This window comes from Micromonospora yasonensis (assembly GCF_026013475.1).
GTDB classification, from domain to species: domain Bacteria; phylum Actinomycetota; class Actinomycetes; order Mycobacteriales; family Micromonosporaceae; genus Micromonospora; species Micromonospora yasonensis.
The window spans coordinates 20,562-42,367 of record NZ_JAPDPH010000026.1 but is presented as its reverse complement, the minus strand read 5'-3'; the positions used below and the strand labels follow the sequence as shown (position 1 = coordinate 42,367).

Here is a 21,806-nt window from a genome sequence, read left to right as displayed (position 1 = left end):
GTGGTCAGGCGTCGATCCGGGTGCCCGGTTCGAGTCGACGGTAGTCGGTGTTCGACAGCGCGGTGTACTGCCGGTCGAGCACGCCGAAACCGTTGGCGTTGAGCAGCCCGTCGTGCAGCGCGTACGCCCGTCGCGGGGCGACCGCCCGGATGAAGTCGACCACCTCGGAGAACTTGTTCCAGGGGGCGTGGATCGGGGCGAAGAGGGTGTCCACCTGGATGTCGTCCGGGACCACCAGCGAGTCCCCCGGGTGGTAGATCACGTCGTTGAACACGTAGCCCAGGTTCTGGATCACCGGGATGTCCGGGTGGATGACCGCGTGCTGGCCGCCGTACGCCCGGACCGGCACGCCGGCGGCGGTGAACGACTCGCCCGGCGCGACCGCGACCAGTGCCTCCGCCGCGTCGCCGAGGACGCCGGCGAGCGAGGCCGGGCCGTGGACCGTGGCCGGGCGGCGCTCCAGCGCGCGGGTCAGCGCCTCGACGTTCACGTGGTCGGGGTGCTCGTGGGTGATCAGCACCGCGTCCGCCCCGTCCAGCGCCTCGGGCTCGCTGTAGCCACCGGGGTCCACGACGACCACGCCCCCGTCGTGCTCGATCCGGAGGCAGGAGTGGCCGTACTTGGTGACCTGCATCGTGACTCCTCGATTATCGAATCGTGACGTCCTCGTCGCAGTCTGCCGGAACCGGCGCGATGGCGCGTCGCGTCCGAGGTATCGGCCCCGGCGCGGGGTCGTCGAGGAGCGGAGCGGGGATATGAGCGAGCGCGAGCGAGCGAATCATCAGTTGAGGGCACGAGGAAGACGCCGCGGGGGCGTACTCCTGGCCGCGATGGGGTTGGCCGCAGTGCTGGTCGCGGCGGGTTGCGGCGCGGACGGCGGGAACAGCGCCTCCGATTCCGGGCGGGCGCCGGCAGCAGGCGGCGTCGCGGACGCGGGGGCCGGCGCGGCCCCGGAGAAGGCGGCCCCGGCCGCGACCGGCTCGGGCGGAGCCGACCTGCGGGTGGACCAACGGTCGATCATCTACACGGGAACCATGCAGGTCCGGGTGGCGGACGTGGACCGGGCGGCCCGCAAGGCGACCGACCGGGTGACGGCGGCAGGCGGTTTCGTCGGCGGCGACCAGCGCAGCAGCGACTCCTCGGACGCCCGGGCCGAGCTGACCCTGCGGGTACCGGCGGACCGGTTCACCAGGGTCATCGACGAGCTGGCCGGCCTGGGCGAGCAGGAGCGACGGGAGATCCGGACGCAGGACGTCACCGAGGAGACGGTCGACCTGGACGCCCGGATCGCCACCCAGCGCGCCCGGGTGGACAGTGCCCGCAAGTTGCTGGCCCGGGCCACCACGATCAACGAGTTGGTCAACCTGGAGAACGAGGTGGGCCGGCGGGAGGCCGACCTGGCGTCGCTGGAGGCGAAGAAGCGTCGCCTGGCCGACCTGACCGCGCTCTCCACGATCACGGTGACCTTCCGCGGCCCCGATGCCACCACCGCCGACGAGGGACCGGAACTCGGCTTCCTGGTCGGGCTGAAGGGTGGCTGGGACGTCTTCGTCACCACGTTCTTCGTGCTGCTCACCGTGCTGGGCGCGGTGCTGCCGTTCGCGCTGGTGATCGGCGTACCGGTGGGGTTGCTGGTCCGGCGCGCACGCCGCCGACGGGCCCGGCGCGGGCCGCCGGCCGGTCCGACCCCGGCGGTGCCGGGACCGGCCGGTCCGGTCGATGGTCCGGCGCCTAGCGGGCCGCCGCCAGTGCCCGCAACGCGGTCTGCACCATGAGGCGTACGCCGACCGGGATGACGCGCTCGTCCACGTCGAACGAGGCCCGGTGCAGGTCCACGTTGGGCCCGTTCCGGCCGACGCCGAGGCGGGCGAGCGCGCCCGGCACGTGCTCCAGGTACCAGGAGAAGTCCTCGCCGCCCATGCTCTGCGGGGTCTCCGCGATCCCCTCGGGGCCCAGCGCCGCCGCGGTGGCGGCGGTGAGCACGCCGATAGCCCGGGCGTCGTTGGTCACCGGCGGGCGGCCGCGCAGGTACTCCAGGTCCACGGTGGCCCCGGTCGGGGCGATGACGTCCCGGACCACCTGCGCCACGATCTTCGGGGCCTGGTCCCAGGTGTCGCGGTCCATCACCCGCAGGGTGCCGGCGGCGCACGCCTCGGACGGGATGACGTTGTAGCGGGTGCCGGCCGACGCGTGGCCGAACACCAGCAGCAGCCCGCTGTTGGCCGGCACCCGGCGGCTGACCAGGGCCGGCACCTCGGTGACCAGCCGGCCGAGCGCGTCGACCAGGTCGACCGTCAGGTGCGGTCGGGCGGTGTGCCCGCCCGGGCCGGTGAGCCGGACGGTGACGTTGTCGGCGGCGGCGGTGATCGGGCCGACCCGCAGGCCGACCCGGCCGACCGGCAGGTTCGGGTCGCAGTGCACGGCGAAGATCTGCACCACGTCGTCCAGGCCGCCGGCCTCGATGACCTCCAGCGAGCCGCAGGGGAGGATCTCCTCGGCCGGCTGGAAGATGAGCCGGACCCGCCCGTCGAGCTGGCCGAGGTCGGCGAGCTGGGCCAGCAGCATGCCGACCCCGAGCATCACCGTGGTGTGCACGTCGTGCCCGCAGGCGTGGCAGACCCCGTCCACGGTCGACTGGTACGGCACGTCCTTCGGGTCGGTCAGCGGCAGCGCGTCGATGTCGGCGCGGAGCGCGATCACCGGGCCGTCCGGGCGCCCGTCGATGTCGCAGATGACGCCGTTGCCCTTGGGCAGCAGTCGCGGCTTCAGCCCGGCGAGGGAGAGTTCCCGGTGGATCAGGGCGGCCGTCTCGAACTCCTCGCCGGACAGCTCCGGGTGGGAGTGGATGTGACGCCGGGTGGCGATGAGCCCGGGTACCCGGAGGGCGAGCAGGTGATCCAGCTCGAAGGGCAGGGGTTGGGACCCGGATGGCGCCTCCGGCCAGGACGACGCCAGTGGGCTGCCGGACGGCAGCGTCAACGCACTCGTCACGTCGAATTCTCGATCACTAGAGATGGATGGATCTTCGGGAAGAACAGCCGACAGCCTAGACCTTCGACGGTGACGCTGTGCAACATCTTTCGGGTAACGGTCGGACCGCACAGCGTCACGAATGCCCTGGTGGGAGGGCTCGAATATCTGCGGGACAGCAGGTAGATCGGGGTTGAGTGCCGTCATCTGTCCCACACCTCCTACAACGCGTAACCGATTCAGCGGTCACAAATCCTGGGCCGCCGTTCCGAATTGTCGCATTAGTCGCGCCAATTAACTGCCGCTCGGACAATTGCGCGACAACGCTCAGCTGTCGAACGACTCCCGAGGGTGACACGGCGTTCCGGAGTGCGACCGCACACGCTGTCCGTCCCGATCACCCGATCGGGTTACCCGCATTCCGACCGACCACTCCGGCTCGGCGCGTCTGACGCCACGCCGCGACCCGCAGCAGTCGTCCGCACACGTGCCCGGGCGGCGGGCCGGGCCGGGCGACGTCGCCCGGGAGGGCCCGCATCGAAGGTGCCGCCGGCACCTTCGCGGAGCCGTCACCGCCCCGCCCGTGTACGGGGAGACGATCGACTGTACGCCCGCGAGGACCCCTGTGACGAGAGCATCCGCCCAGCTCAGGGGTTCCCCTAGCGAAAGCGGGCGGCCCACGCCGGGCACCCGGGGAGGTGCCGCCGCAGGCCGCCGTCGGAGCAGCTCAGAACCGGTCGCTCGGCCGGTACGTCCCCCACACCTCGCGCAGCGTCCCGCAGACCTCGCCGACCGTGGCCTTGGCGCGCAGCGCGTCCTTCATCGGGTAGAGCACGTTCCGGTTGCCCCCGGCGGCGGCACGCAGCTCGGCCAGGGCCCGTTCGACCGCGCCGGCGTCCCGCCCGGCGCGCAGCTTGGCCAGCCGCTCGGCCTGGGCGACCTCGATCGCCGGGTCGACCCGCAGCGGCTCGTACGGCTCCTCCTCGTCGATCTGGAACCGGTTGAGCCCGACCACCACCCGCTCGCCGGAGTCGATCTCCTGCGCGATCCGGTAGGCGGACTGCTCGATCTCCCGCTTCTGGAAGCCGGCCTCGATCGCGTCCACCGCCGAGCCGTGGTCGAAGACCCGCTGCATCAGCTCGTCGGCGGCCGCCTCGATCTCGGCGGTCATCGCCTCCACCACGTACGACCCGGCGAACGGGTCCACGGTGGCGGTCAGGTCCGTCTCGTACGCCAGCACCTGCTGGGTGCGCAGGGCCAACCGGGCCGCCTTCTCGGTGGGCAGCGCGATCGCCTCGTCGAAGCTGTTGGTGTGCAGCGACTGGGTGCCACCGAGCACCGCGCCGAGGCCCTGGATCGCCACCCGGACCAGGTTCACCTCCGGCTGCTGCGCGGTGAGCTGCACGCCGGCCGTCTGGGTGTGGAACCGCAGCATCATCGACTTCGGGTTCTTCGCCCCGAACTCGTCGCGCATCAGCCGGGCCCACAGGCGGCGGGCCGCCCGGAACTTGGCGACCTCCTCCAGCAGGGTCGTGCGGGCGACGAAGAAGAACGACAGCCGGGGGGCGAAGTCGTCCACGGCCAGCCCGGCCGCGAGCGCCGCGCGGACGTACTCCACGCCGTTGGCCAGGGTGAACGCGATCTCCTGCGCGGGCGTCGCGCCGGCCTCCGCCATGTGGTAGCCGGAGATGGAGATGGTGTTCCACTTCGGCACCTCGGCGCGGCAGTACGCGAAGGTGTCGGCGACCAGCCGCAGCGACGGCTTCGGCGGGAAGATGTACGTCCCCCGGGCGATGTACTCCTTGAGGATGTCGTTCTGGATGGTGCCGTTCAGCGCCGAGCCCGGCACCCCGGACTCCTCGGCGACGAGCTGGTAGAGCAGCAGCAGCACCGAGCCGGGCGCGTTGATGGTCATCGAGGTGGAGACCTTGTCCAGCGGGATGCCGTCGAAGAGCAGCCGCATGTCCTCGATGGAGTCGATGGCGACGCCGACCTTGCCCACCTCGCCGTGCGCGATCGGGTCGTCGGAGTCGTACCCCATCTGGGTGGGCAGGTCGAACGCGACGGAAAGGCCCATGGTGCCGGCGCGCAGCAGCTGGTGGTAGCGCGCGTTGGACTCGGTGGCGATGCCGAAGCCGGCGTACTGCCGCATGGTCCACGGGCGGGAGGTGTACATCGTCGGGTAGACCCCTCGGGCGTACGGGTACTCGCCCGGGGCACCCAGCCGCTCCGCCAGTTCCCCGGGCAGGTCCTCCGCCGTGTAGACGCCCTTGATCGGGAAACCGGACTCGCTCGACCGCCGTTCGCTCATCCCCGGATGGTAGGACGCGGCCAGACATCGACGAGTGAGGGATTCCGCACAATCGGGGCTGGTCCTAGGGGTGGTCGGCCGGTGAGTGGGCCGCCACGTACGGTCGAGTTAGGTAAAGGTCCGCCGCGTCGGGTTTCGCATCGGCCGTCGGAACCAGCAAGATAGGGGGGTTGTGTCCCAGCCCCCTCGATATCCCCCGGTGGCTTTTCAGTGACTCAGATCCCGACGTGGAGCAGCGGACCAGTCAGTCCCCCCACTGGACGTGCGGCACCCGGCACCACCATCGGTGGTCGCTACTCGCTGCGGTCGCCGGTGGGCAACGGTGGCATGGGCACGGTCTGGCGGGCGACCGACACGCTGCTGCGCCGCGACGTGGCGGTGAAGGAGGTCGTCCTGCCGCCAGGTCTGGCCCCCAGCGACCGCGACGCGATGTACGAACGGACGCTGCGTGAGGCCCGCGCCGCCGCCGCGATCCAGCACCCGGCCGTGGTCCAGGTGTACGACGTGGTGACCGAGGACGGCCGCCCGTGGATCGTGATGGAACTGCTGGACGCCCGCAGCCTCGCCGACATGGTGATCGAGGACGGGCCGATCGCGCCCCGGGCGGTCGCCAAGATCGGCATCGCGCTGCTCGGCGCCCTGGAGGTGGCGCACGCGATCGGCGTGCTGCACCGCGACGTCAAGCCGGCCAACGTGCTGATCTGCTCCGACGGCCGCTGCGTGCTGACCGACTTCGGCGTCGCCCGGATGCCCACCGACGTGCAGCTCACCACGCCCGGCATGGTGCTCGGCTCGCCGCACTTCATCTCCCCCGAGCGGGCCATGGGGCAGGATTTCGGCCCGCCCAGCGACCTCTTCTCGCTCGGCGTCACCCTCTACACCGCGGTCGAGGGGCGGCCCCCGTTCGACCGGGGCGACCCGATCGAGACCATGCACGCCGTGGTCGAGGACCCGCCGGCCACGCCCCAGCGCAGCGGCCCGCTGACCCGGGTGCTGATGGGCCTGCTGGAGAAGGACCCGGCCCGCCGGCTGGACGTGCACACCGCCCGCGCCATGCTGCGCGAGCTGCTCGCCGGCCCGCTGACCAGCACCGCCACCGCGGTCAACTCGGTCACCGACCCGTACGCGGTGGTGCCGGCGCAGCGGCCGGCCACGCCGCCGCCGGTCGCCCCGGAACCGAAGCCGAGCGGGCAGATCGGCGGCCGGGCGATGATCGGCCCCGGTGAGTCACTGACCGACCGCCTCGCCGCCCTGCGCCGGGGCGAGCGTCCCGAGCCGACGGCCGCCGCGCTCGACGACCCCAGCGCCGAGGCCCTGGCCGGCCCGCTGCACACCCCCACCGGCGCCATGCCGGAGGCGACCCAGCGCATCTCGCCGGACGCCACCCCGTGGGCCGGGGGCGGCACGACGCCGGACGCCACCCAGCGGATCACGCCCGGCGTGCGGCCCGACGCCACCCAGCGGATCACGCCCGGCTTCCGGCCGGACGCCACCCAGCCCGTCTACGGCCGGGGCGCCGAGGCCACCCAGCCCGTCTACGCCGGCAACCAGTGGTCGGTGCCGGGCACCGGCCAGCCGTGGGCCGCGCCGGCCCCGGCATCCGGCAGCGGCCCCGGCGGGGCCAAGGGCGTCGGCCAGCTCGTCGGCACGGTCAAGGGCTGGCCGCGCAAGGTGCAGCTCGCGGTGGCCGGCGCGGTGGCCGTGGTGCTGCTGGTCACGGTGATCGCCCTCTCCGGCGGCGACGACAAGACCCCGCCGCCGATCGTGACCTCGATGCCCAGCGGGACGGCCCAGGCCGCGCCCCCGGTGGACATGCAGGAGCAGTCCGTCAAGGGCGTCACCCTCCAGGTGCCGAAGGGCTGGGAGAAGAAGTCCGGCGGCGTCTTTGTCGACTTCGTCGACCCGCAGCAGGACGGCCGTAAGGTGCGGGTCCTCGCCGAGAAGTGGGAGGGCACCTCGACCAGCTGGGCGGAGTCCGCCTCCCGCAACCTGGGGACCAAGGCCAAGTCCTGCGTCAAGCCGTACGAGCAGCTCGCGATGACCGAGACGACGCTGGCCGACAAGCCGGCCGCCGAGTTCGAGTACACCTGCGGCGACGGCGACGCCAAGCGGCACGGGGTGTGGCGGGGCGTGGTGCAGGACGGCAAGGTCTACTCGTTCTTCCTGACCGCGAACGAGGCCGACTTCGCCGCCAGCAAGCCGATCTTCGACACGATGGCGAGTTCGTTCAAGTTCGGCGGGGGCAGCTGAGCCGAGGCCGACGGACCGTGGTGATCCGCCGCCGTGCTATCAAGAGGCAATGGCGGCGGATACCACTGATCTTGACGAACTTCGCGACCAGGCCCGGCGGTGGCTCGACGACGACCCCGACCCGGCCAGCCGCGACGAGCTGCACGCGGTCCTGGACGGCCTGCCGGGCACCGCGCCCGAACTGGCCGACCGGTTCGCCGGGCCGCTGACCTTCGGCACCGCCGGGCTGCGCGGCCCGCTGCGGGCCGGTCCGAACGGCATGAACCTCGCGGTGGTCACCCAGGCCGCCGCCGGGCTGGTCGCCTGGCTCGCCGACCAGGGTGGCGAGGGCCCGCTCGTGATCGGGTACGACGCCCGGCACGGCTCGCGGGCCTTCGCCGAGCGCACCGCCCAGGTCGCTACCGGCGCGGGTCGCCCGGCGCTGCTGCTGCCCCGCCCGCTGCCCACCCCGGTGCTCGCGTACGCCGTGCGGCACCTGGGCGCGGTGGCCGGCGTGATGGTCACCGCCAGCCACAACCCGCCGCAGGACAACGGGTACAAGGTCTACCTGGGCGCCGGCCTCGGCGGGGAACTCGGCGCGGGCGCGCAGATCGTGCCGCCGGCCGACACCGGCATCGAGACGGCCATCCGGACGGTCGGCCCGCTGGCGAAGGTCCCGCTCGGCCCGCCCGGCGAGGTGCTGGGCGACGATCTGGTCGCCGCCTACGTGCGGCAGGCCGCCGAGGTGGTCGACCCGACCGGCCCGCGCGACCTGAAGGTGGCGTACACCCCGCTGCACGGGGTCGGGGCGGCTGTGCTGACCGCCGCCTTCGCCCAGGCCGGGTTCGCGGTGCCGGGCGTGGTGCCCGACCAGGCCGAGCCGGACCCGGCCTTCCCGACGGTGAGCTTCCCCAACCCCGAGGAGCCGGGCGCGGTCGACAAGCTCGTCGCGCTGGCCGGCACGATCGGCGCGGACATCGCCATCGCCAACGACCCGGACGCGGACCGCTGCGCGGTGGCCGTCCCGGACGGCGCGGGCGGGTGGCGGATGCTGCGCGGGGACGAGGTGGGCGCGCTGCTCGCCGACCACCTGATGCGGCGCGGGGTCACCGGCCTGTACGCCACCACCATCGTCTCGTCGACCCTGCTGCGGGCGATGTGCACGGCCCGGGGCCTGCCGTACGACGAGACGCTGACCGGGTTCAAGTGGATCGTCCGGGCCGGCGGCAGGGCCGAGCCGCTGGTCTTCGGCTACGAGGAGGCGCTCGGCTACTGCGTCGCCCCGGAGCACGTCCGCGACAAGGACGGCATCACCGCCGCGCTCACCGTCGCCGAACTGGCGGCCGGCCTCAAGGCCCAGGGCCGTACGCTCACCGACCGGCTGGACGAGCTGGCCGCCGAGTTCGGCGTGCACCACACCGACCAGCTCTCGGTCCGGGTGGACGACCTGCGGGTGATCGCCGACGCCATGGCCCGGATCCGGGCGGCCACCCCGACCGCGCTGCTCGGGCACCCGGTCACCGAGGCGTCGGACCTGCTGCCCGGGGCGGACGTGGTGATCCTGCGCACCGATGCCGCCCGGGTGGTGATCCGCCCTTCCGGCACCGAGCCGAAGCTCAAGGCGTACCTCGAGGTGGTGGAGCCGGTCGCGGACGGCGACGTCGCCGCGGCCCGGCAGCGGGCGCACGCCGCGGTGGCCGCGCTGCGCACCGAGATCGCCACCGCCCTCGGCCTCTGAGACCCAAGCACGGGCCCCTTCTTAACACCTGCTTGTTAAAAGGGGGCCCGTGCTCTACCGGAGGCGTTAAGAAGGGGCCCTTCCTTACCGCTTGCCGAGGGCGGCGTCGACGGCCTGCGCCAGGGCCGCGATGACCAGGCTGATCGACGGGCGCACGACACTGTCGTCCAGGCTGATGTCGCCGGAGAAGCCGGCGCTGCTGGCGATCTCCTCCAGCCGCTTGCGGGCCTCCGCCGCGGCGGTCCCGCTCAGGCCGAGGGCCGGCTCCATGCGCAGCACCGCCACCAGGGTGGCGAGCGCGGCGGTCCGCTCGTCGGGGAGTTGCCCGCTGGTCAGCGCCTCCGCCAGCCGGCGCCGGATTTCCGCCTCCACGGAGGCGTCGGCCACCGGGTACCGGTGCACGTGGATGAAGCCCAACTCGGTCTCGTCGACGTCCCGCACCACGCCCCGGCCGCACAGGTCGCCGAGGATCCGGTCGCGCAGGCCGTGCCGCAGCCGCTGCACCCAGGACGACGGGGTGTGCGGGGTGTCGGCGGCGACCTTGGCGAGGACCGCGTCGGCGATGGGCTCGCCGGTCGGCGCCGGGTCGACGACCGCCAGGGAACCCTCGGCGTACGCGATCCGGCCGGCCAGGGCCAGCTCGACCAGCACCGCGGCGGCCATCCCGAGGTCCAGGCTGATCCGCGGCATGGTCGCCTTGCCGGTTTCGTCGTCGTAGGCGAGGAGCAGCAGCTCTTCGGCGAGCGCAACACCAGTCATGGCCCGGAACGCTAGCGCCTCTCCGCACCCCCGCGCACGGACTCGCCCACGCGCTCTCGGCACTCGCCTGATTCACGGAAAGAGGGCCAATCCGAGGCGGAATGAGCCCTCTTTCCATGAATCAGCGGCCTCGGGCCGGGACGCGGCCGCGCAAGCGAACGTCAGAAGCGGGGCATGCCGCCGAACTGGCGGTCGCCCGCGTCGCCGAGGCCGGGGACGATGAACATCCGGTCGTTGAGGCCCTCGTCGATCGCGGCGGTGACCAGGCGCAACGGCAGGCCGCTCCGCTCCAGCCGCTCGATGCCGACGGGCGCGGCGAGGACGCACAGCACCGTGATGTCGGTGCAGCCCCGGTCGGCGAGCAGCCGGCAGCAGTGCTCCAGCGAGCCGCCGGTGGCCAGCATCGGGTCGAGCACCAGCACCGGCAGGCCGGCGAGGTCCCGGGGCAGCGACTCCATGTACGCACGAGGCTCGTACGTCTCCTCGTCGCGGGCCAGGCCGACGAAGCCCATCGACGACTCGGGCAGCAGCCCGAGCGCGGCGTCGGCCATGCCGAGACCGGCCCGCAGCACCGGCACCAGCAACGGCGGGTTCGCCAACCGGGTGCCCTCGGCGGCGGTGACCGGCGTCTGGACCGGGTACTTCTCCACCGGGAACGAGCGCGCCGCCTCGTACACCAGCATCATGGTGAGTTCGTGCAGCGCGGCCCGGAACGTCGCCGAGTCGGTCCGGGCGTCCCGCATGGCGGTCAGCCGCGACTGGGCGAGCGGGTGGTCAATGACGTGTACGTCCACGATCGCTCAACCTACCGCGCTCCGACGCGCCGCAGTGCGGGTGCCGGTTCACCAGCGACGCCGCTCACGTGCCGCGCTCACGAACGGGCAGACGTGACCAAGATCACTCGACTCGCGGGTGCGTACTATTCGGGGCATGACGGCGACAGCGACGTCGGCCCGGTCGGACCTCTCCGAGCTGGGACGATCCGAGACCGCTCTGCGGACCTTCCTGCACGGCCTGCCCGGCGTGGACCAGGTCGGCGCGGAGCAGCGGGCGGCACAACTCGGCACCCGCTCCATCAAGACCACGGCCAAGGCCCAGGCCATCGACCTGGCGATCCGAATGGTCGACCTGACCACCCTCGAAGGGGCCGACACCCCCGGCAAGGTGCGGGCGCTCGCCACCAAGGCGCTGCGCCCCGACCCGGCTGACCCGTCCTGCCCGCACGTCGGCGCGGTCTGCGTCTATCCCGCGATGGTCCCGTACGTCGCCGAGGTGCTGCGCGGCAGCGGTGCCGGGTCCGGGCGGCCATCCGGCGGACCGGGACAGGCGGACGGCGCTGCGCCGGCCGGACTTGGCATTGTGCACCTGGCCAGCGTGGCGACCGCCTTCCCGTCCGGCCAGGCTCCCCTCGACGTCAAGCTCGCCGACACCCGGGCGGCGGTCGCGGCCGGCGCCGACGAGATCGACATGGTGATCAACCGGGGCGCCTTCCTGGCCGGCCGCTACCAGGAGGTCTACGACGAGATCGTGGCCACCAAGGAGGCCTGCGGGGACGCCCATCTCAAGGTGATCCTGGAGACCGGCGAGCTGGCCACGTACGACAACGTGCGGCGGGCCTCCTGGCTGGCCATGCTGGCCGGCGGCGACTTCATCAAGACCTCCACCGGCAAGGTCCCGGTCGCGGCCACCATGCCGGTGACCCTGGTGATGCTGGAGGCGGTCCGCGACTTCCGCGCCGCCACCGGGCGGCAGGTCGGCGTGAAGCCGGCCGGCGGCATCAAGACCAGCAAGGACGCGATCAAGTACCTGGTCATGGTCAACGAGACCGTCGGCCCGGACTGGCTGGACCCGGACTGGTTCCGGTTCGGCGCGTCCAGCCTGCTCAACGACCTGCTCATGCAGCGCACCAAGCTGACGACCGGCGTCTACTCCGGTCCCGACTACTTCACCCTGGACTGAGCGCGATGTTCGAATACGCCCCCGCCCCCGAGTCGCGCTCGGTGGTGGACATCAAGCCCTCGTACGGGCTCTTCGTCGACGGCACGTTCGTCGACCCGGTCGACGGCGGCAGCTTCAAGTCGATCAACCCGGCCTCCGAGGAGGTCCTCGCCGAGATCGCCGAGGCCGGCAACGAGGACGTGGACCGCGCGGTCCGCGCCGCCCGGAAGGCGTACGAGAAGGTCTGGGGTCCGATGCCGGGCCGCGACCGGGCCAAATACCTGTTCCGGATCGCCCGGCTCATCCAGGAGCGCTCCCGCGAGCTGGCCGTGCTGGAGTCGCTGGACAACGGCAAGCCGATCAAGGAGTCCCGGGACGTCGACGTCCCCCTGGTCGCGGCGCACTTCTTCTACTACGCCGGCTGGGCCGACAAGCTGCCCTACGCGGGGTTCGGCCCCGACCCCAAGCCGCTCGGTGTGGCCGCGCAGGTCATCCCGTGGAACTTCCCGCTGCTCATGCTGGCCTGGAAGATCGCCCCGGCGCTCGCCGCCGGCAACACGGTGGTGCTGAAGCCCGCCGAGACCACCCCGCTGACCGCGCTGCTCTTCGCCGAGATCTGCCAGCAGGCCGACCTGCCGGCCGGTGTGGTCAACATCGTCACCGGCGCCGGCGACACCGGCCGGGCGCTGGTCGAGCACCCGGGCGTGGACAAGGTGGCCTTCACCGGCTCCACCGAGGTCGGCAAGGCCATCGCCCGCGCGGTCGCCGGCACCCGCAAGAAGCTCACCCTGGAGTTGGGCGGCAAGGCCGCCAACATCGTCTTCGACGACGCCCCGGTCGACCAGGCCGTCGAGGGCATCGTCAACGGCATCTTCTTCAACCAGGGGCACGTCTGCTGCGCCGGCTCACGGCTGCTGGTCCAGGAGTCGGTCGCCGACCGGGTGCTGGAGTCGCTGAAGCGGCGGATGGCCCAGCTGCGGGTCGGCGACCCGCTAGACAAGAACACCGACATCGGCGCGATCAACTCGGCCGCCCAGCTGGCGAAGATCCGCGAGCTCTCCGAGGTCGGCGCGGCCGAGGGCGCCGAGCGCTGGTCGCCCGCCTGCGAGCTGCCGGACCGCGGCTTCTGGTTCGCGCCGACCATCTTCACCGGGGTCACCCAGGCGCACCGGATCGCCCGCGAGGAGATCTTCGGCCCGGTGCTGTCCGTGCTGACCTTCCGCACCCCGGCCGAGGCGGTGGAGAAGGCGAACAACACCCCGTACGGGCTGTCGGCCGGGATCTGGACCGACAAGGGCTCCCGGATCCTGTGGCTGGCCGACCGGCTCCGCGCCGGCGTGGTCTGGGCCAACACGTTCAACAAGTTCGATCCCACCTCGCCCTTCGGTGGCTACAAGGAGTCGGGCTACGGTCGCGAGGGCGGCCGGCACGGGCTGGAGGCGTACCTCAATGTCTGAGCGGGTCGCGGTACGCAAGACGTACAAGCTCTTCATCGGCGGGAAGTTCCCGCGCAGCGAGTCGGGACGGTCGTACATCGTGCAGTCCGGTGGGGAAGAAACTGCGAACGTGGCCCTGGCTTCCCGCAAGGACGCGCGGGACGCCGTCGTCGCCGCCCGGGCCGCAGTCAAGGGCTGGGCCGGGGCCACCGCGTACAACCGCGGGCAGATCCTCTACCGGGTCGCCGAGATGCTGGAGGGCCGGCGCGACCAGTTCATCGCGTTGGGTGCCTCCGCCGACGAGGTCGACGCCGCGATCGACCGCTGGGTCTGGTACGCCGGCTGGTCCGACAAGCTCCCGCAGGTGTACGGCGGGGCGAACCCGGTGGCCGGACCGTACTTCAACCTGTCGGCGCCCGAGCCGACCGGCGTGGTGGCCGTGGTGGCCCCCGAGGCTCCGGCGCTGCTCGGCCTGGTCAGCGTGATCGCCCCGGCGATTGTCACCGGCAACACCGTCGTGGTGGCGGCTTCGCCAGCCGCGCCGCTGGCCGCGGTGGCCCTGGCCGAGGTGCTGGCCACCTCCGACCTGCCGGGCGGAGTGGTCAACATCCTCACCGGCCGGTTGTCGGACACCGTGCCGACGCTGGCCGCGCACATGGACGTCAACGCGATCGACCTCACCGGAGTGACCGACGCCGACCTGGCGGCGGAGCTGGAGGTCAAGGCGGCGGAAAACCTGAAGCGGGTGCTCCGGCCGGCACCGGTCGGCCACGACTGGTTCGCCGACCCGGGGGTCACCCGGATGACGGTGCTCCTGGAGACGAAGACCGTCTGGCACCCCAAGGGCGTCTGAGCTTTGGGGTTCCCGGCTCGTGGCTGCTGCCCGGCGTCGGGTCCCCGATCATCGGGGTCGCGGTGCCCGTCCCGAGGCAGCAGTTTCCCTGAAATTGGGGCCAGCGGCGGGGCGGAGGCAACAATTTCCCCGGAAGTTGTGGCCTCGGCCGTGGGCGGGCTCGGAGGTGCTGGCGGGGAAGGTCTACTACGAGGAGTAGGATTGAGGGGTGACTCGGCTGGGGGATCTTGAGCGTGCGGTGATGGACGTGCTGTGGGACGTGGTCCCGGGCACGTCGGACGGAGTGACCGTGCGGGAGGTCGCCGACGCCCTGGCCGGCCGGGAGCTGGCGTACACGACGGTGATGACGGTGCTGGACCGGCTGGCCGGCAAGGGCATGGTGCAGCGCGAGCGCGAGGGGCGGGCCTGGCGCTACCGGGCCGCTGCCAGCCGCGAGGCGCACATCGCCCAGCTCATGCTCGACGCCCTCGACCTCGGTGGCAGCCGGGACGCCGCGCTGGTGCGCTTCGCCCGCTCGGTGACCGGGACCGAGGCCGAGGTGCTGCGCGCGGCGCTCGGCGACGAGGCCGGGCTCACCGACCGGGTCGAGGACCCGCGGGCGGGGCGCCCGGCGCTGGCCGACGAGGCGACGGACCGGTAGGGCGGCCGCCGTGGCGTACGCCCTGCACTTCGCCGCGACCGTCCTGGCCTGCTGGCTGACCGCGCAGGTCCTGGCCGTCTCGAAGTGGACCTGGCAGGCCCCCCGGGTGGCCATCCTGTGCTGGCAGGCGGTCGGGCTGGCGCTCGGCCTCTCCGCGATGGGCCTGCCGATGGCGGTCGGGCTGAGCGCGTACGACCTGCCGACCGGGAGCGCCCTGCTCGCCCTCACCGAGGACCTCGCCCACGGCAAGCTGCCGGCCGGGCTGGGTGCGATGCACCTGGGCCTGGTCGGGATCGGCTTCGGCATCGGCGCGGTGCTGCTCACCACGACCGTGCGCAGCGTCCACGGCACCGTCCGCGCCCAGCGCCGGCACCGGGAGCTGCTCAGCCTGGTCGCCCGCCGCGACCCGACCGTCCCCGGCGCGCTGGTGCTGGATCACCCGAGCGCGGCCGCGTACTGCCTGCCGGGGGTACGGCCCCGGGTGGTGGTGAGCGCCGGCACGCTCAGCCTGCTCGACCGGGCCGAGCTGGCGGCGGTGCTCACCCATGAGCGGGCGCACGCCCAGGAACGGCACGACCTGGTGCTGCTGCCGTTCACCGCGCTCCGCAAGGCGCTGCCCTGGTTCCGTTGGGTCCGGGACGCGTACCAGCACGTGGCGCTGCTGGTCGAGATGCGCGCCGACGACAAGGCCCGCGAGCTGCACGCGGAGGCGCCGCTGGCCGGGGCGCTGCGCCGGTTCGCGGCCGCCGGTCACCGGATCGCCCCGGCCGGCACCCTCGGCATCGGCGATCGTGACCTCGACGTACGGGTGCAGCGGCTGCTGGTCCCGGACCGGACGCCCCGGCTGCTCGGCGCCACCGCGCTGACCATCGCGGCCACCCTGGCCGCCCTGCCGATCTCCCTCTTCCTGAGCTGACCCTGATCTCACCCCTAGGGCCCCGCATCAGTAGGCAACCTACGTGTAGGCTCGCTACGTCAAGCGAGCCGACCCGTGGGAGCCACGGCCATGGACACCCTGTTCCTCGCCCGCCTTCAGTTCGCCGCCACCACCTCCATCCACTTTCTCTTCGTGGCGGTCACCCTCGGCCTGGTCACCCTGCTGGTCGGGGTGCAGACCGCGGGCTTCATCACCGGCAAACCGGTGTACGAGCGACTGACCCGCTTCTGGGGCCAGCTGTACGTGATCAACTACGTGCTGGGGATCGCCACCGGTCTGGTGATGGAGTTCCAGTTCGGGCTCAACTGGAGCGGCCTGTCGCGCTACGTCGGCAACGTCTTCGGTGCGCCGCTGGCCGTCGAGACGCTGCTCGCCTTCGTCCTCGAGTCCACCTTCCTCGGCATGTGGATCTTCGGTTGGCACCAGCTGCGCAAGGGGGTCCACCTCGCCCTGCTCTGGGGCGTCGCGCTCACCGCGTACGCCTCGGCGTTCTGGGTGATGGTGGGCAACGCCTGGCTGCAGCACCCGGTCGGATACGAGATCCGCGACGGGGTCGCCCACCTCACCGACTTCGGGGCGATGCTCACCAACCCCACGCTCGGCTTCGCCTTCGGGCACGTGATCGCGGCCAGCCTGGTCACCGGCGGGATGCTGATGGCGGCGGTGAGCGCGTACCACCTGATCCGGCGTACCCCGGACTTCGCATTCTTCCGGAAGTCGCTGCGGATCGGCCTGCTCACCACGGCGGTCGCGGTGGTCCTGCTGATCGGCTTCGGCTTCGCCCAGTTCGGCCCGACCGGCGAGCTCCAGCCGACGAAGTTCGGTGGCGGGCCGGACCGGGACGCCCTGGTCGCCGAGTGGACGGCGAAGTTCGGCCCCGGCGACTACGTCCCGCCGACCCTCTCCAACGTGGGCCTCGGCTTCATGATCCTCATCGGCATGGGCCTCTTCTTCGGCCTGCTGATCGTCCCGCTGCTCTGGCGGGACTGGCTCATCCGGCTCCGCTTCCCGCTCTGGCTGGTGCTGCTCGCCCTGCCGTTCCCCTTCGTCGCGGTGATCCTCGGCTGGATCGCCCGCGAGGTGGGCCGGCAGCCCTGGGCGGTGTACGGCCTGCTCCCCGTCGAGAAGGCCGTCTCCCCGGTCGGGGCCGGCCTGATGCTCACCTCGCTGATCGGCTTCACCCTGCTGCTCGGCACCCTCGCCGTCACCAACTGGGTGCTGCTGGCCCGGCACGCCGCCCGGGGCGCGCACGACCCCGCCCTCGGCCGCCCGCCCGCGCCCGACACCGACACCCGCCCGCAACCCGTGTTCGCCTGAGGGAGCCCGCCGTGGAACTCGTCTGGTACGCCCTGTTCGGCCTCTTCCTCGCCACCTACCTCGTCCTCGGCGGCTACGACTACGGGGTCGGGCTGCTGCTGGCCCGGGGCGCCACCGAGGAGCGCCGGCGGGCCGCGCTCACCGCCCTCGGGCCGTTCTTCCTCGGCAACGAGGTCTGGCTGGTGGCCGCCGCCGGCACCCTGCTCGGCGCCTTCCCGACCCTGGAGGGCGAACTCCTCTCCGGCTTCTATCCGGCGGTGTTCGGCGCGCTGGCCGGTGTGGTGCTGGTGACCGCCGGGGTGCAGCTGCGCAGCCGGCCCCGGGCCGGGTCGGCCCGTACCGGCTGGGACCGGGTGGTGGTAGCCGGCAGCGTGCTCGCCGCGCTGGGCTGGGGCGCGCTGCTCGGCGGGCTGCTCCAGGGCCTGCCGCTGCACGCCGACCGGCACGTCGACGGGGTGGGGCACCTCTTCACCCCGTTCGTGGCCGCCGTCGCGCTGGCGATGCTGGCCCTGGTCGCCGTGCAGGGTGCGACCTTCCTCACGCTCCGGCTGCCGGCCGCCGGCGCCGCCTCGCTCGGCCGGGTGGCCCGCCGGCTGGTGCCGGTGGCGCTCGCCGCGGTCGCCGTGGCCACCGTCCTGGGCCTGCTCTCGGACCGGGTACGCGCCGCCGTGGCGCGGCCGGCGGTCGCCGTACTCCTGCCGTTACTGCTGGTGGCGGCGCTGCTGATGGCCCGCGCGGCGCTCGGCCGGGCCCGGTCCGGGGTGGCCTTCACGGCAACCAGCGCGGCGCTGGCGCTGCCGGTGGTGCTGGTCGGCGTGGCCCTCTGGCCCCGGGTGTTGGTCTCCACGGTCGACCCGACCGCCTCGCTGACCGTGGCCGACGGCGCGGCGAGCGGCCCGACCCTGTCGCTGCTGGGCTGGCTCGTGCTGCCGCTGGTGCCGGCCCTACTAGGCTTTCAGGCGATGTGCTGGTGGGTGTTCCGGGGACGGACCGACGGCAGGGCACCGGTGTACTGGTGAATCGCCGCCCGTTCGACCCGCGTCTGCTGCGCCGGGTCCCCGCGGCCCGGCGTGACCTCGCCGTGCTCGCGGTGTTGGGCGGGCTGACCGCGCTGCTGGTGGTCGCGCAGGCCACCGCGCTGGCGACACTGCTGGCGACCGCGCTCGACGGGCGGCTGCACCGGCCGGCGCTGGCCGGCTTCGTCCTGGCGGTGGCGGCCCGGGCGCTGGTGAGTTGGGCCCAGGGCACGGTCGCGGCCCGGGCGGCGGCCACCGTGAAGGCCACGCTGCGCGCCGACCTGCTCCGCGCGGTCGGCCGGCACGGCCCCACCTGGGTCGCCGGCCAGCGGGCCGGGCAGCTCGCCACCCTCACCGGGCGCGGCCTGGACGCGCTCGACCCCTATTTCACCGGCTACCTGCCCCAGCTCGTGCTCAGCGTGACCGTGCCGCTGGCGGTGCTGGCCCGGATCGTCCTGGCCGACTGGAGCTCGGCGCTGATCATCGCGCTGACCATCCCGCTCATCCCGGTCTTCGGGGCCCTGCTCGGCTGGCAGGCGCAGGCCGCCACCGAGCGGCAGTGGCGGCGACTGTCGCTGCTCGGCGGGCACTTCCTCGACATGGTGGCCGGCCTGCCCACGCTGCGCGCGTTCGGTCGGGCTCGGGCCCAGGTCGACGTGGTCCGCCGGATGGCCGACGGGCACCGGCAGGCCACCATGAAGACGCTGCGGATCGCGTTCCTCTCCGCGCTCGTCCTGGAACTGGTCGCCACCCTCTCGGTGGCGCTGGTCGCGGTGCCGGTCGGCATCCGGCTGCTCAGCGGCGGGATCACCCTCTCCACCGCCCTGCTGGTGCTGCTGCTCACCCCGGAGGCCTACCTCCCGCTGCGGGCCGCCGGCAGCCGGTTCCACGCCAGCATGGAGGGGCTCACCGCGCTCGACGAGGCGCTCACCCTCTCGGCCACCCCGGCGGCCGCCGCGCCGGCCGGCACCCCGCAGCCGGCTCCGGACGGCCACGGCGAGATCCGCTTCGAGGGCGTCACCGTCGAGTACGAGCGCACCACGGCCCTGCGGGACGTGACCCTGACCATCCGGCCCGGCGAGCGGGTCGCCGTCATCGGGCCCAGCGGCGCTGGTAAGAGCACCCTGCTCAACCTGCTGCTCGGCTTCGTCACCCCGACCGCCGGCCGGGTCACCGTCGACGGGGTGGACCTCGCCGGGGTCGACCTGGACGCCTGGCGGCGGCAGCTGGCCTGGGTACCGCAGCGCGCCCACCTGTTCGCCGGGTCGCTGGCCGACAACATCCGCCTCGGCGCCTCCGACGCCCCGGACCCCGCGCTCGCCCGGGCGGTCCGCGACGCCGCGCTGGACGAGGTGGTCGCCGCCCTGCCCGACGGGCTGGCCACCGTGCTCGGCGAGCGCGGGCACGGCCTGTCCAGCGGGCAGCGGCAGCGCGTGGCCCTGGCCCGGGCGTTCCTCCGGGACGCCCCGCTGGTCCTGCTCGACGAGCCGACCGCCCGGCTGGACACCGCCAGCGAGGCGATCGTGCTGGCCGCCACCCGGCGGCTGGTCGCCGGACGTACCGCGCTGCTGGTGGCGCACCGGCCCGCGCTGCTCGAGGACGCCGACCGGATTCTCCGGGTCGAGGACGGCCGAGTCACCGAACTGACCCCGGCGCCGGCCGGGAAGGGGTCCTGATGAGCGACGCGCTCGACCGGCCCGACGACCAGGACGACGCCGTGCCTGGGCGGCCGGACCAGCCGGTCCGGGCGGTGCCGGGCGGCGTCTCGCGGGACGGGATGACCCCGGCCGGTCGCGACCCGGGCGCGCCGACCGCCGCCGAGGCGAACCCGGGCGAACTGCTGCCCGGTGGACCCGCCCCGACCACCGCCGTCCCGGACAGCGGGGCCGCGAGCAGGGTGCGGGCGGAGCGGGCGGTGCTCCGGCTGGCCCGGCCGTACCTGGGCCGGCTGGTGGGGGCCGGACTGCTCGCCGCCGCCACCGAGTTCGCCGGGCTGGCCCTGATGGCGACCGCCACCTGGCTGCTGATGAGTGCCGCCGGACGGCCGACCCTGGACCGGCTGACCGTGGCCATCGTCGCGGTCCGGGCCCTCGCCGTGAGCCGGGGCGGGTTCCGCTACGCCGAGCGGCTCGCCGGGCACGACGCCGTGCTCCGCATGATCACCGACGTTCGGGCCCGGGTCTTCGCCACCCTGGCCGCCGGGCGGGACGGCGCCGTCCAGCGCACCGGGGACGCGCTGAGCCGGCTGGTGTCCGACGTGGAGGCGGTGCAGGACCTGTTGCTGCGGGTGCTCGTGCCGGGGGCGGCGGCCGCGCTGGTGAGCCTGCTCGCGGTCGGCGCCGCCGCGCTGATCTCGCCGCCGGCGGCCGGCGTGCTGGCCGTCGGGCTGCTGATGGCCGGGGTGGCCCTGCCCGCGCTGGCCGCCGTGCTCACCCGCCGGGCCGCCGACGAGGTGGCCCCGCTGCGCGGCGCGCTCGCCGTGGACGCGGTCGATCTGACCCACGGCGCCGCCGACCTGGCCGCGTTCGGCGCCACCGGCATCGCGCTGGCCGCCGCCGAGGGGCGGGCCGGCCGCCTCGCCCGGCTGGAACGCCGGCTGGCCGCCACCGGCTTCGCGGTCGACGCGGCCGGGGTGCTGGTCGGCGGGCTCACCGCCGCCGGCGTGGTGGTCGTGGCGCTGCGCGCCGGCGTCGGCGGGGTGCTGGTCGGCGTCCTGGCCGTCGGCGCCCTGGCCGCCGTCGAGATCGCCCTCGCCCTGGTCGGGGCGGCGCGGCAGCGCGCCCAGCTACGGACCGGCCTGAGCCGGGTGGCCGCCCTGCTCACCGCCGCCGAGCCGGCTCCCGCGGGCCCCGCCGGACCGGCCGCTGCGGAGCCGGCCGCCACGGTCGGGCACGACGTACGGTTCGACGGCGTGACCGTGCGGTACCGGGCAGGGGCGGCGCCAGCCCTGGACGGCGTGGACCTCGACCTGCCCGCCGGCCGCCGGGTCGCGGTGGTCGGGCCGAGCGGCGCCGGCAAGAGCACCCTGGCCGCCGTGCTCACCGGCGCGGTACGCCCCGACGACGGCCGGGTCACCCTGGACGGGACGGAGGTGGCGGCGTACCGGCCCGAGGAGCTGCCCCGGGTGGTCGGCGGCCTGCTCGCCGAGGCGTACGTCTTCCACGCCTCGGTCCGGGAGAACCTGCTGCTCGGCCGGCCCCGGGCCGAGGAGGCGGAGCTGACTTCGGCGACCCGGGCGGCCGGCCTGCTGGACTGGGTACGCGCCCAGCCGGAGGGCTGGGAGACCGTGGTCGGCGAGCAGGGCGGGCAGCTCTCCGGAGGCCAGCGGCAGCGCCTCGCGCTGGCCCGGGCACTGCTGGCCGCCCCGGCCGTGCTGGTGCTCGACGAGCCGACCGAGGGCCTCGACCCGGCCGCTGCGGACGCCGTGCTCGCCTCGGCGTTGGCCGCCACCCCGGCCGGGCACTCGGTGCTGCTGATCAGCCACCGGCTCAGCGGCCTCGCGGAGCTGGACGAGATCGTGGTGCTCGACGCGGGCCGGGTGGTCCAGCGCGGCCGGCACGCCGAGTTGGTGGCGCAGCCGGGCTGGTACCGGGACCAGTGGCTGCTCCAGGAGGCGGCGGAGCGCGGTTACCTCGCCCTCGGGCCGGCCGCCTAGCGGCCTC

General features: G+C 73.7%; 17 protein-coding genes. 12 read left to right on the top strand and 5 right to left on the bottom strand.

From position 1 onward, the window contains the following. Positions 1 to 4 precede the first annotated feature (4 nt). A complete protein-coding gene (locus tag ONA70_RS08575; protein ID WP_265005807.1) occupies positions 5 to 634 on the bottom strand; it encodes an MBL fold metallo-hydrolase in 630 nt (209 codons plus the stop codon). Between the two features lie 196 nt (positions 635 to 830). On the opposite strand from ONA70_RS08575, the gene ONA70_RS08570 reads away from it, so the two are divergent. Further along, the gene (locus ONA70_RS08570; RefSeq protein ID WP_265005806.1) at positions 831 to 1,775 is read left to right on the top strand and encodes a DUF4349 domain-containing protein; all 945 of its coding nucleotides are present in this window, start codon (positions 831 to 833) and stop codon (positions 1,773 to 1,775) included. Here the strand turns inward: ONA70_RS08570 and ONA70_RS08565 are convergent. Together ONA70_RS08565 and ONA70_RS08560 are read right to left on the bottom strand one after the other, a co-directional pair. Next, the gene (locus ONA70_RS08565; RefSeq protein ID WP_265005805.1) at positions 1,732 to 2,991 is read right to left on the bottom strand and encodes an amidohydrolase; all 1,260 of its coding nucleotides are present in this window, start codon (positions 2,989 to 2,991) and stop codon (positions 1,732 to 1,734) included. The genes ONA70_RS08570 and ONA70_RS08565 overlap by 44 nt on opposite strands. Before the next feature lie 706 nt (positions 2,992 to 3,697). Next, complete coding sequence (locus ONA70_RS08560) at positions 3,698 to 5,281, bottom strand: acyl-CoA mutase large subunit family protein (RefSeq protein WP_265005804.1); 1,584 nt, start codon at positions 5,279 to 5,281, stop codon at positions 3,698 to 3,700. Positions 5,282 to 5,491: 210 nt separating this feature from the next. Between ONA70_RS08560 and ONA70_RS08555 the strand changes: the two genes are divergently transcribed. Together ONA70_RS08555 and ONA70_RS08550 are read left to right on the top strand one after the other, a co-directional pair. Next, positions 5,492 to 7,531, top strand: coding sequence for a serine/threonine-protein kinase (locus tag ONA70_RS08555; RefSeq protein WP_265005803.1), 2,040 nt, complete (start codon positions 5,492 to 5,494; stop codon positions 7,529 to 7,531). Positions 7,532 to 7,580: 49 nt separating this feature from the next. Further along, a complete protein-coding gene (locus ONA70_RS08550; protein WP_265005802.1) occupies positions 7,581 to 9,248 on the top strand; it encodes a phospho-sugar mutase in 1,668 nt (555 codons plus the stop codon). An 84-nt stretch (positions 9,249 to 9,332) separates the two neighbouring features. Here ONA70_RS08550 and ONA70_RS08545 read toward each other — a convergent pair whose 3' ends face one another. Further along, positions 9,333 to 10,007, bottom strand: a complete 675-nt coding sequence (locus tag ONA70_RS08545; protein ID WP_265005801.1) for a GOLPH3/VPS74 family protein — start codon at positions 10,005 to 10,007, stop codon at positions 9,333 to 9,335. 161 nt (positions 10,008 to 10,168) lie between these two features. Beyond that, the gene (gene upp, locus ONA70_RS08540) at positions 10,169 to 10,801 is read right to left on the bottom strand and encodes a uracil phosphoribosyltransferase (RefSeq protein ID WP_265005800.1); all 633 of its coding nucleotides are present in this window, start codon (positions 10,799 to 10,801) and stop codon (positions 10,169 to 10,171) included. Positions 10,802 to 10,937: 136 nt separating this feature from the next. Here upp and deoC point away from each other — a divergent pair, with 136 nt between their 5' ends. The 9 genes from deoC (at position 10,938) to cydC (ending at position 21,799) form a co-directional block, all read left to right on the top strand. Further along, on the top strand, positions 10,938 to 11,966 hold the full coding sequence (gene deoC, locus ONA70_RS08535; protein WP_265005799.1) for a deoxyribose-phosphate aldolase: 1,029 nt from the start codon (positions 10,938 to 10,940) through the stop codon (positions 11,964 to 11,966). A gap of 5 nt (positions 11,967 to 11,971) precedes the next feature. Further along, on the top strand, positions 11,972 to 13,402 hold the full coding sequence (locus tag ONA70_RS08530) for an aldehyde dehydrogenase family protein (protein WP_265005798.1): 1,431 nt from the start codon (positions 11,972 to 11,974) through the stop codon (positions 13,400 to 13,402). Further along, positions 13,395 to 14,234 carry an aldehyde dehydrogenase family protein gene (locus ONA70_RS08525; protein ID WP_265005797.1) on the top strand — a complete coding sequence of 280 codons (840 nt, stop codon included), beginning with the start codon at positions 13,395 to 13,397 and terminating at the stop codon, positions 14,232 to 14,234. The genes ONA70_RS08530 and ONA70_RS08525 overlap by 8 nt, the downstream gene beginning before the upstream one ends. Positions 14,235 to 14,442: 208 nt before the next feature. After that, the gene (locus ONA70_RS08520; protein ID WP_265005796.1) at positions 14,443 to 14,874 is read left to right on the top strand and encodes a BlaI/MecI/CopY family transcriptional regulator; all 432 of its coding nucleotides are present in this window, start codon (positions 14,443 to 14,445) and stop codon (positions 14,872 to 14,874) included. 10 nt (positions 14,875 to 14,884) lie between these two features. Then, a complete protein-coding gene (locus tag ONA70_RS08515; protein WP_265005795.1) occupies positions 14,885 to 15,790 on the top strand; it encodes a M56 family metallopeptidase in 906 nt (301 codons plus the stop codon). Positions 15,791 to 15,880: 90 nt separating this feature from the next. Continuing rightward, on the top strand, positions 15,881 to 17,128 hold the full coding sequence (locus ONA70_RS08510; RefSeq protein ID WP_265005794.1) for a cytochrome ubiquinol oxidase subunit I: 1,248 nt from the start codon (positions 15,881 to 15,883) through the stop codon (positions 17,126 to 17,128). 11 nt (positions 17,129 to 17,139) lie between these two features. Next, on the top strand, positions 17,140 to 18,147 hold the full coding sequence (locus ONA70_RS08505; protein ID WP_265005793.1) for a cytochrome d ubiquinol oxidase subunit II: 1,008 nt from the start codon (positions 17,140 to 17,142) through the stop codon (positions 18,145 to 18,147). Continuing rightward, complete coding sequence (cydD, locus tag ONA70_RS08500; RefSeq protein ID WP_265005792.1) at positions 18,144 to 19,820, top strand: thiol reductant ABC exporter subunit CydD; 1,677 nt, start codon at positions 18,144 to 18,146, stop codon at positions 19,818 to 19,820. Before ONA70_RS08505 ends, cydD begins: the two co-directional genes overlap by 4 nt. A 101-nt stretch (positions 19,821 to 19,921) precedes the next feature. After that, positions 19,922 to 21,799, top strand: a complete 1,878-nt coding sequence (cydC, locus tag ONA70_RS08495) for a thiol reductant ABC exporter subunit CydC (protein WP_265005817.1) — start codon at positions 19,922 to 19,924, stop codon at positions 21,797 to 21,799. The last annotated feature ends 7 nt before the right edge of the window (positions 21,800 to 21,806 follow it).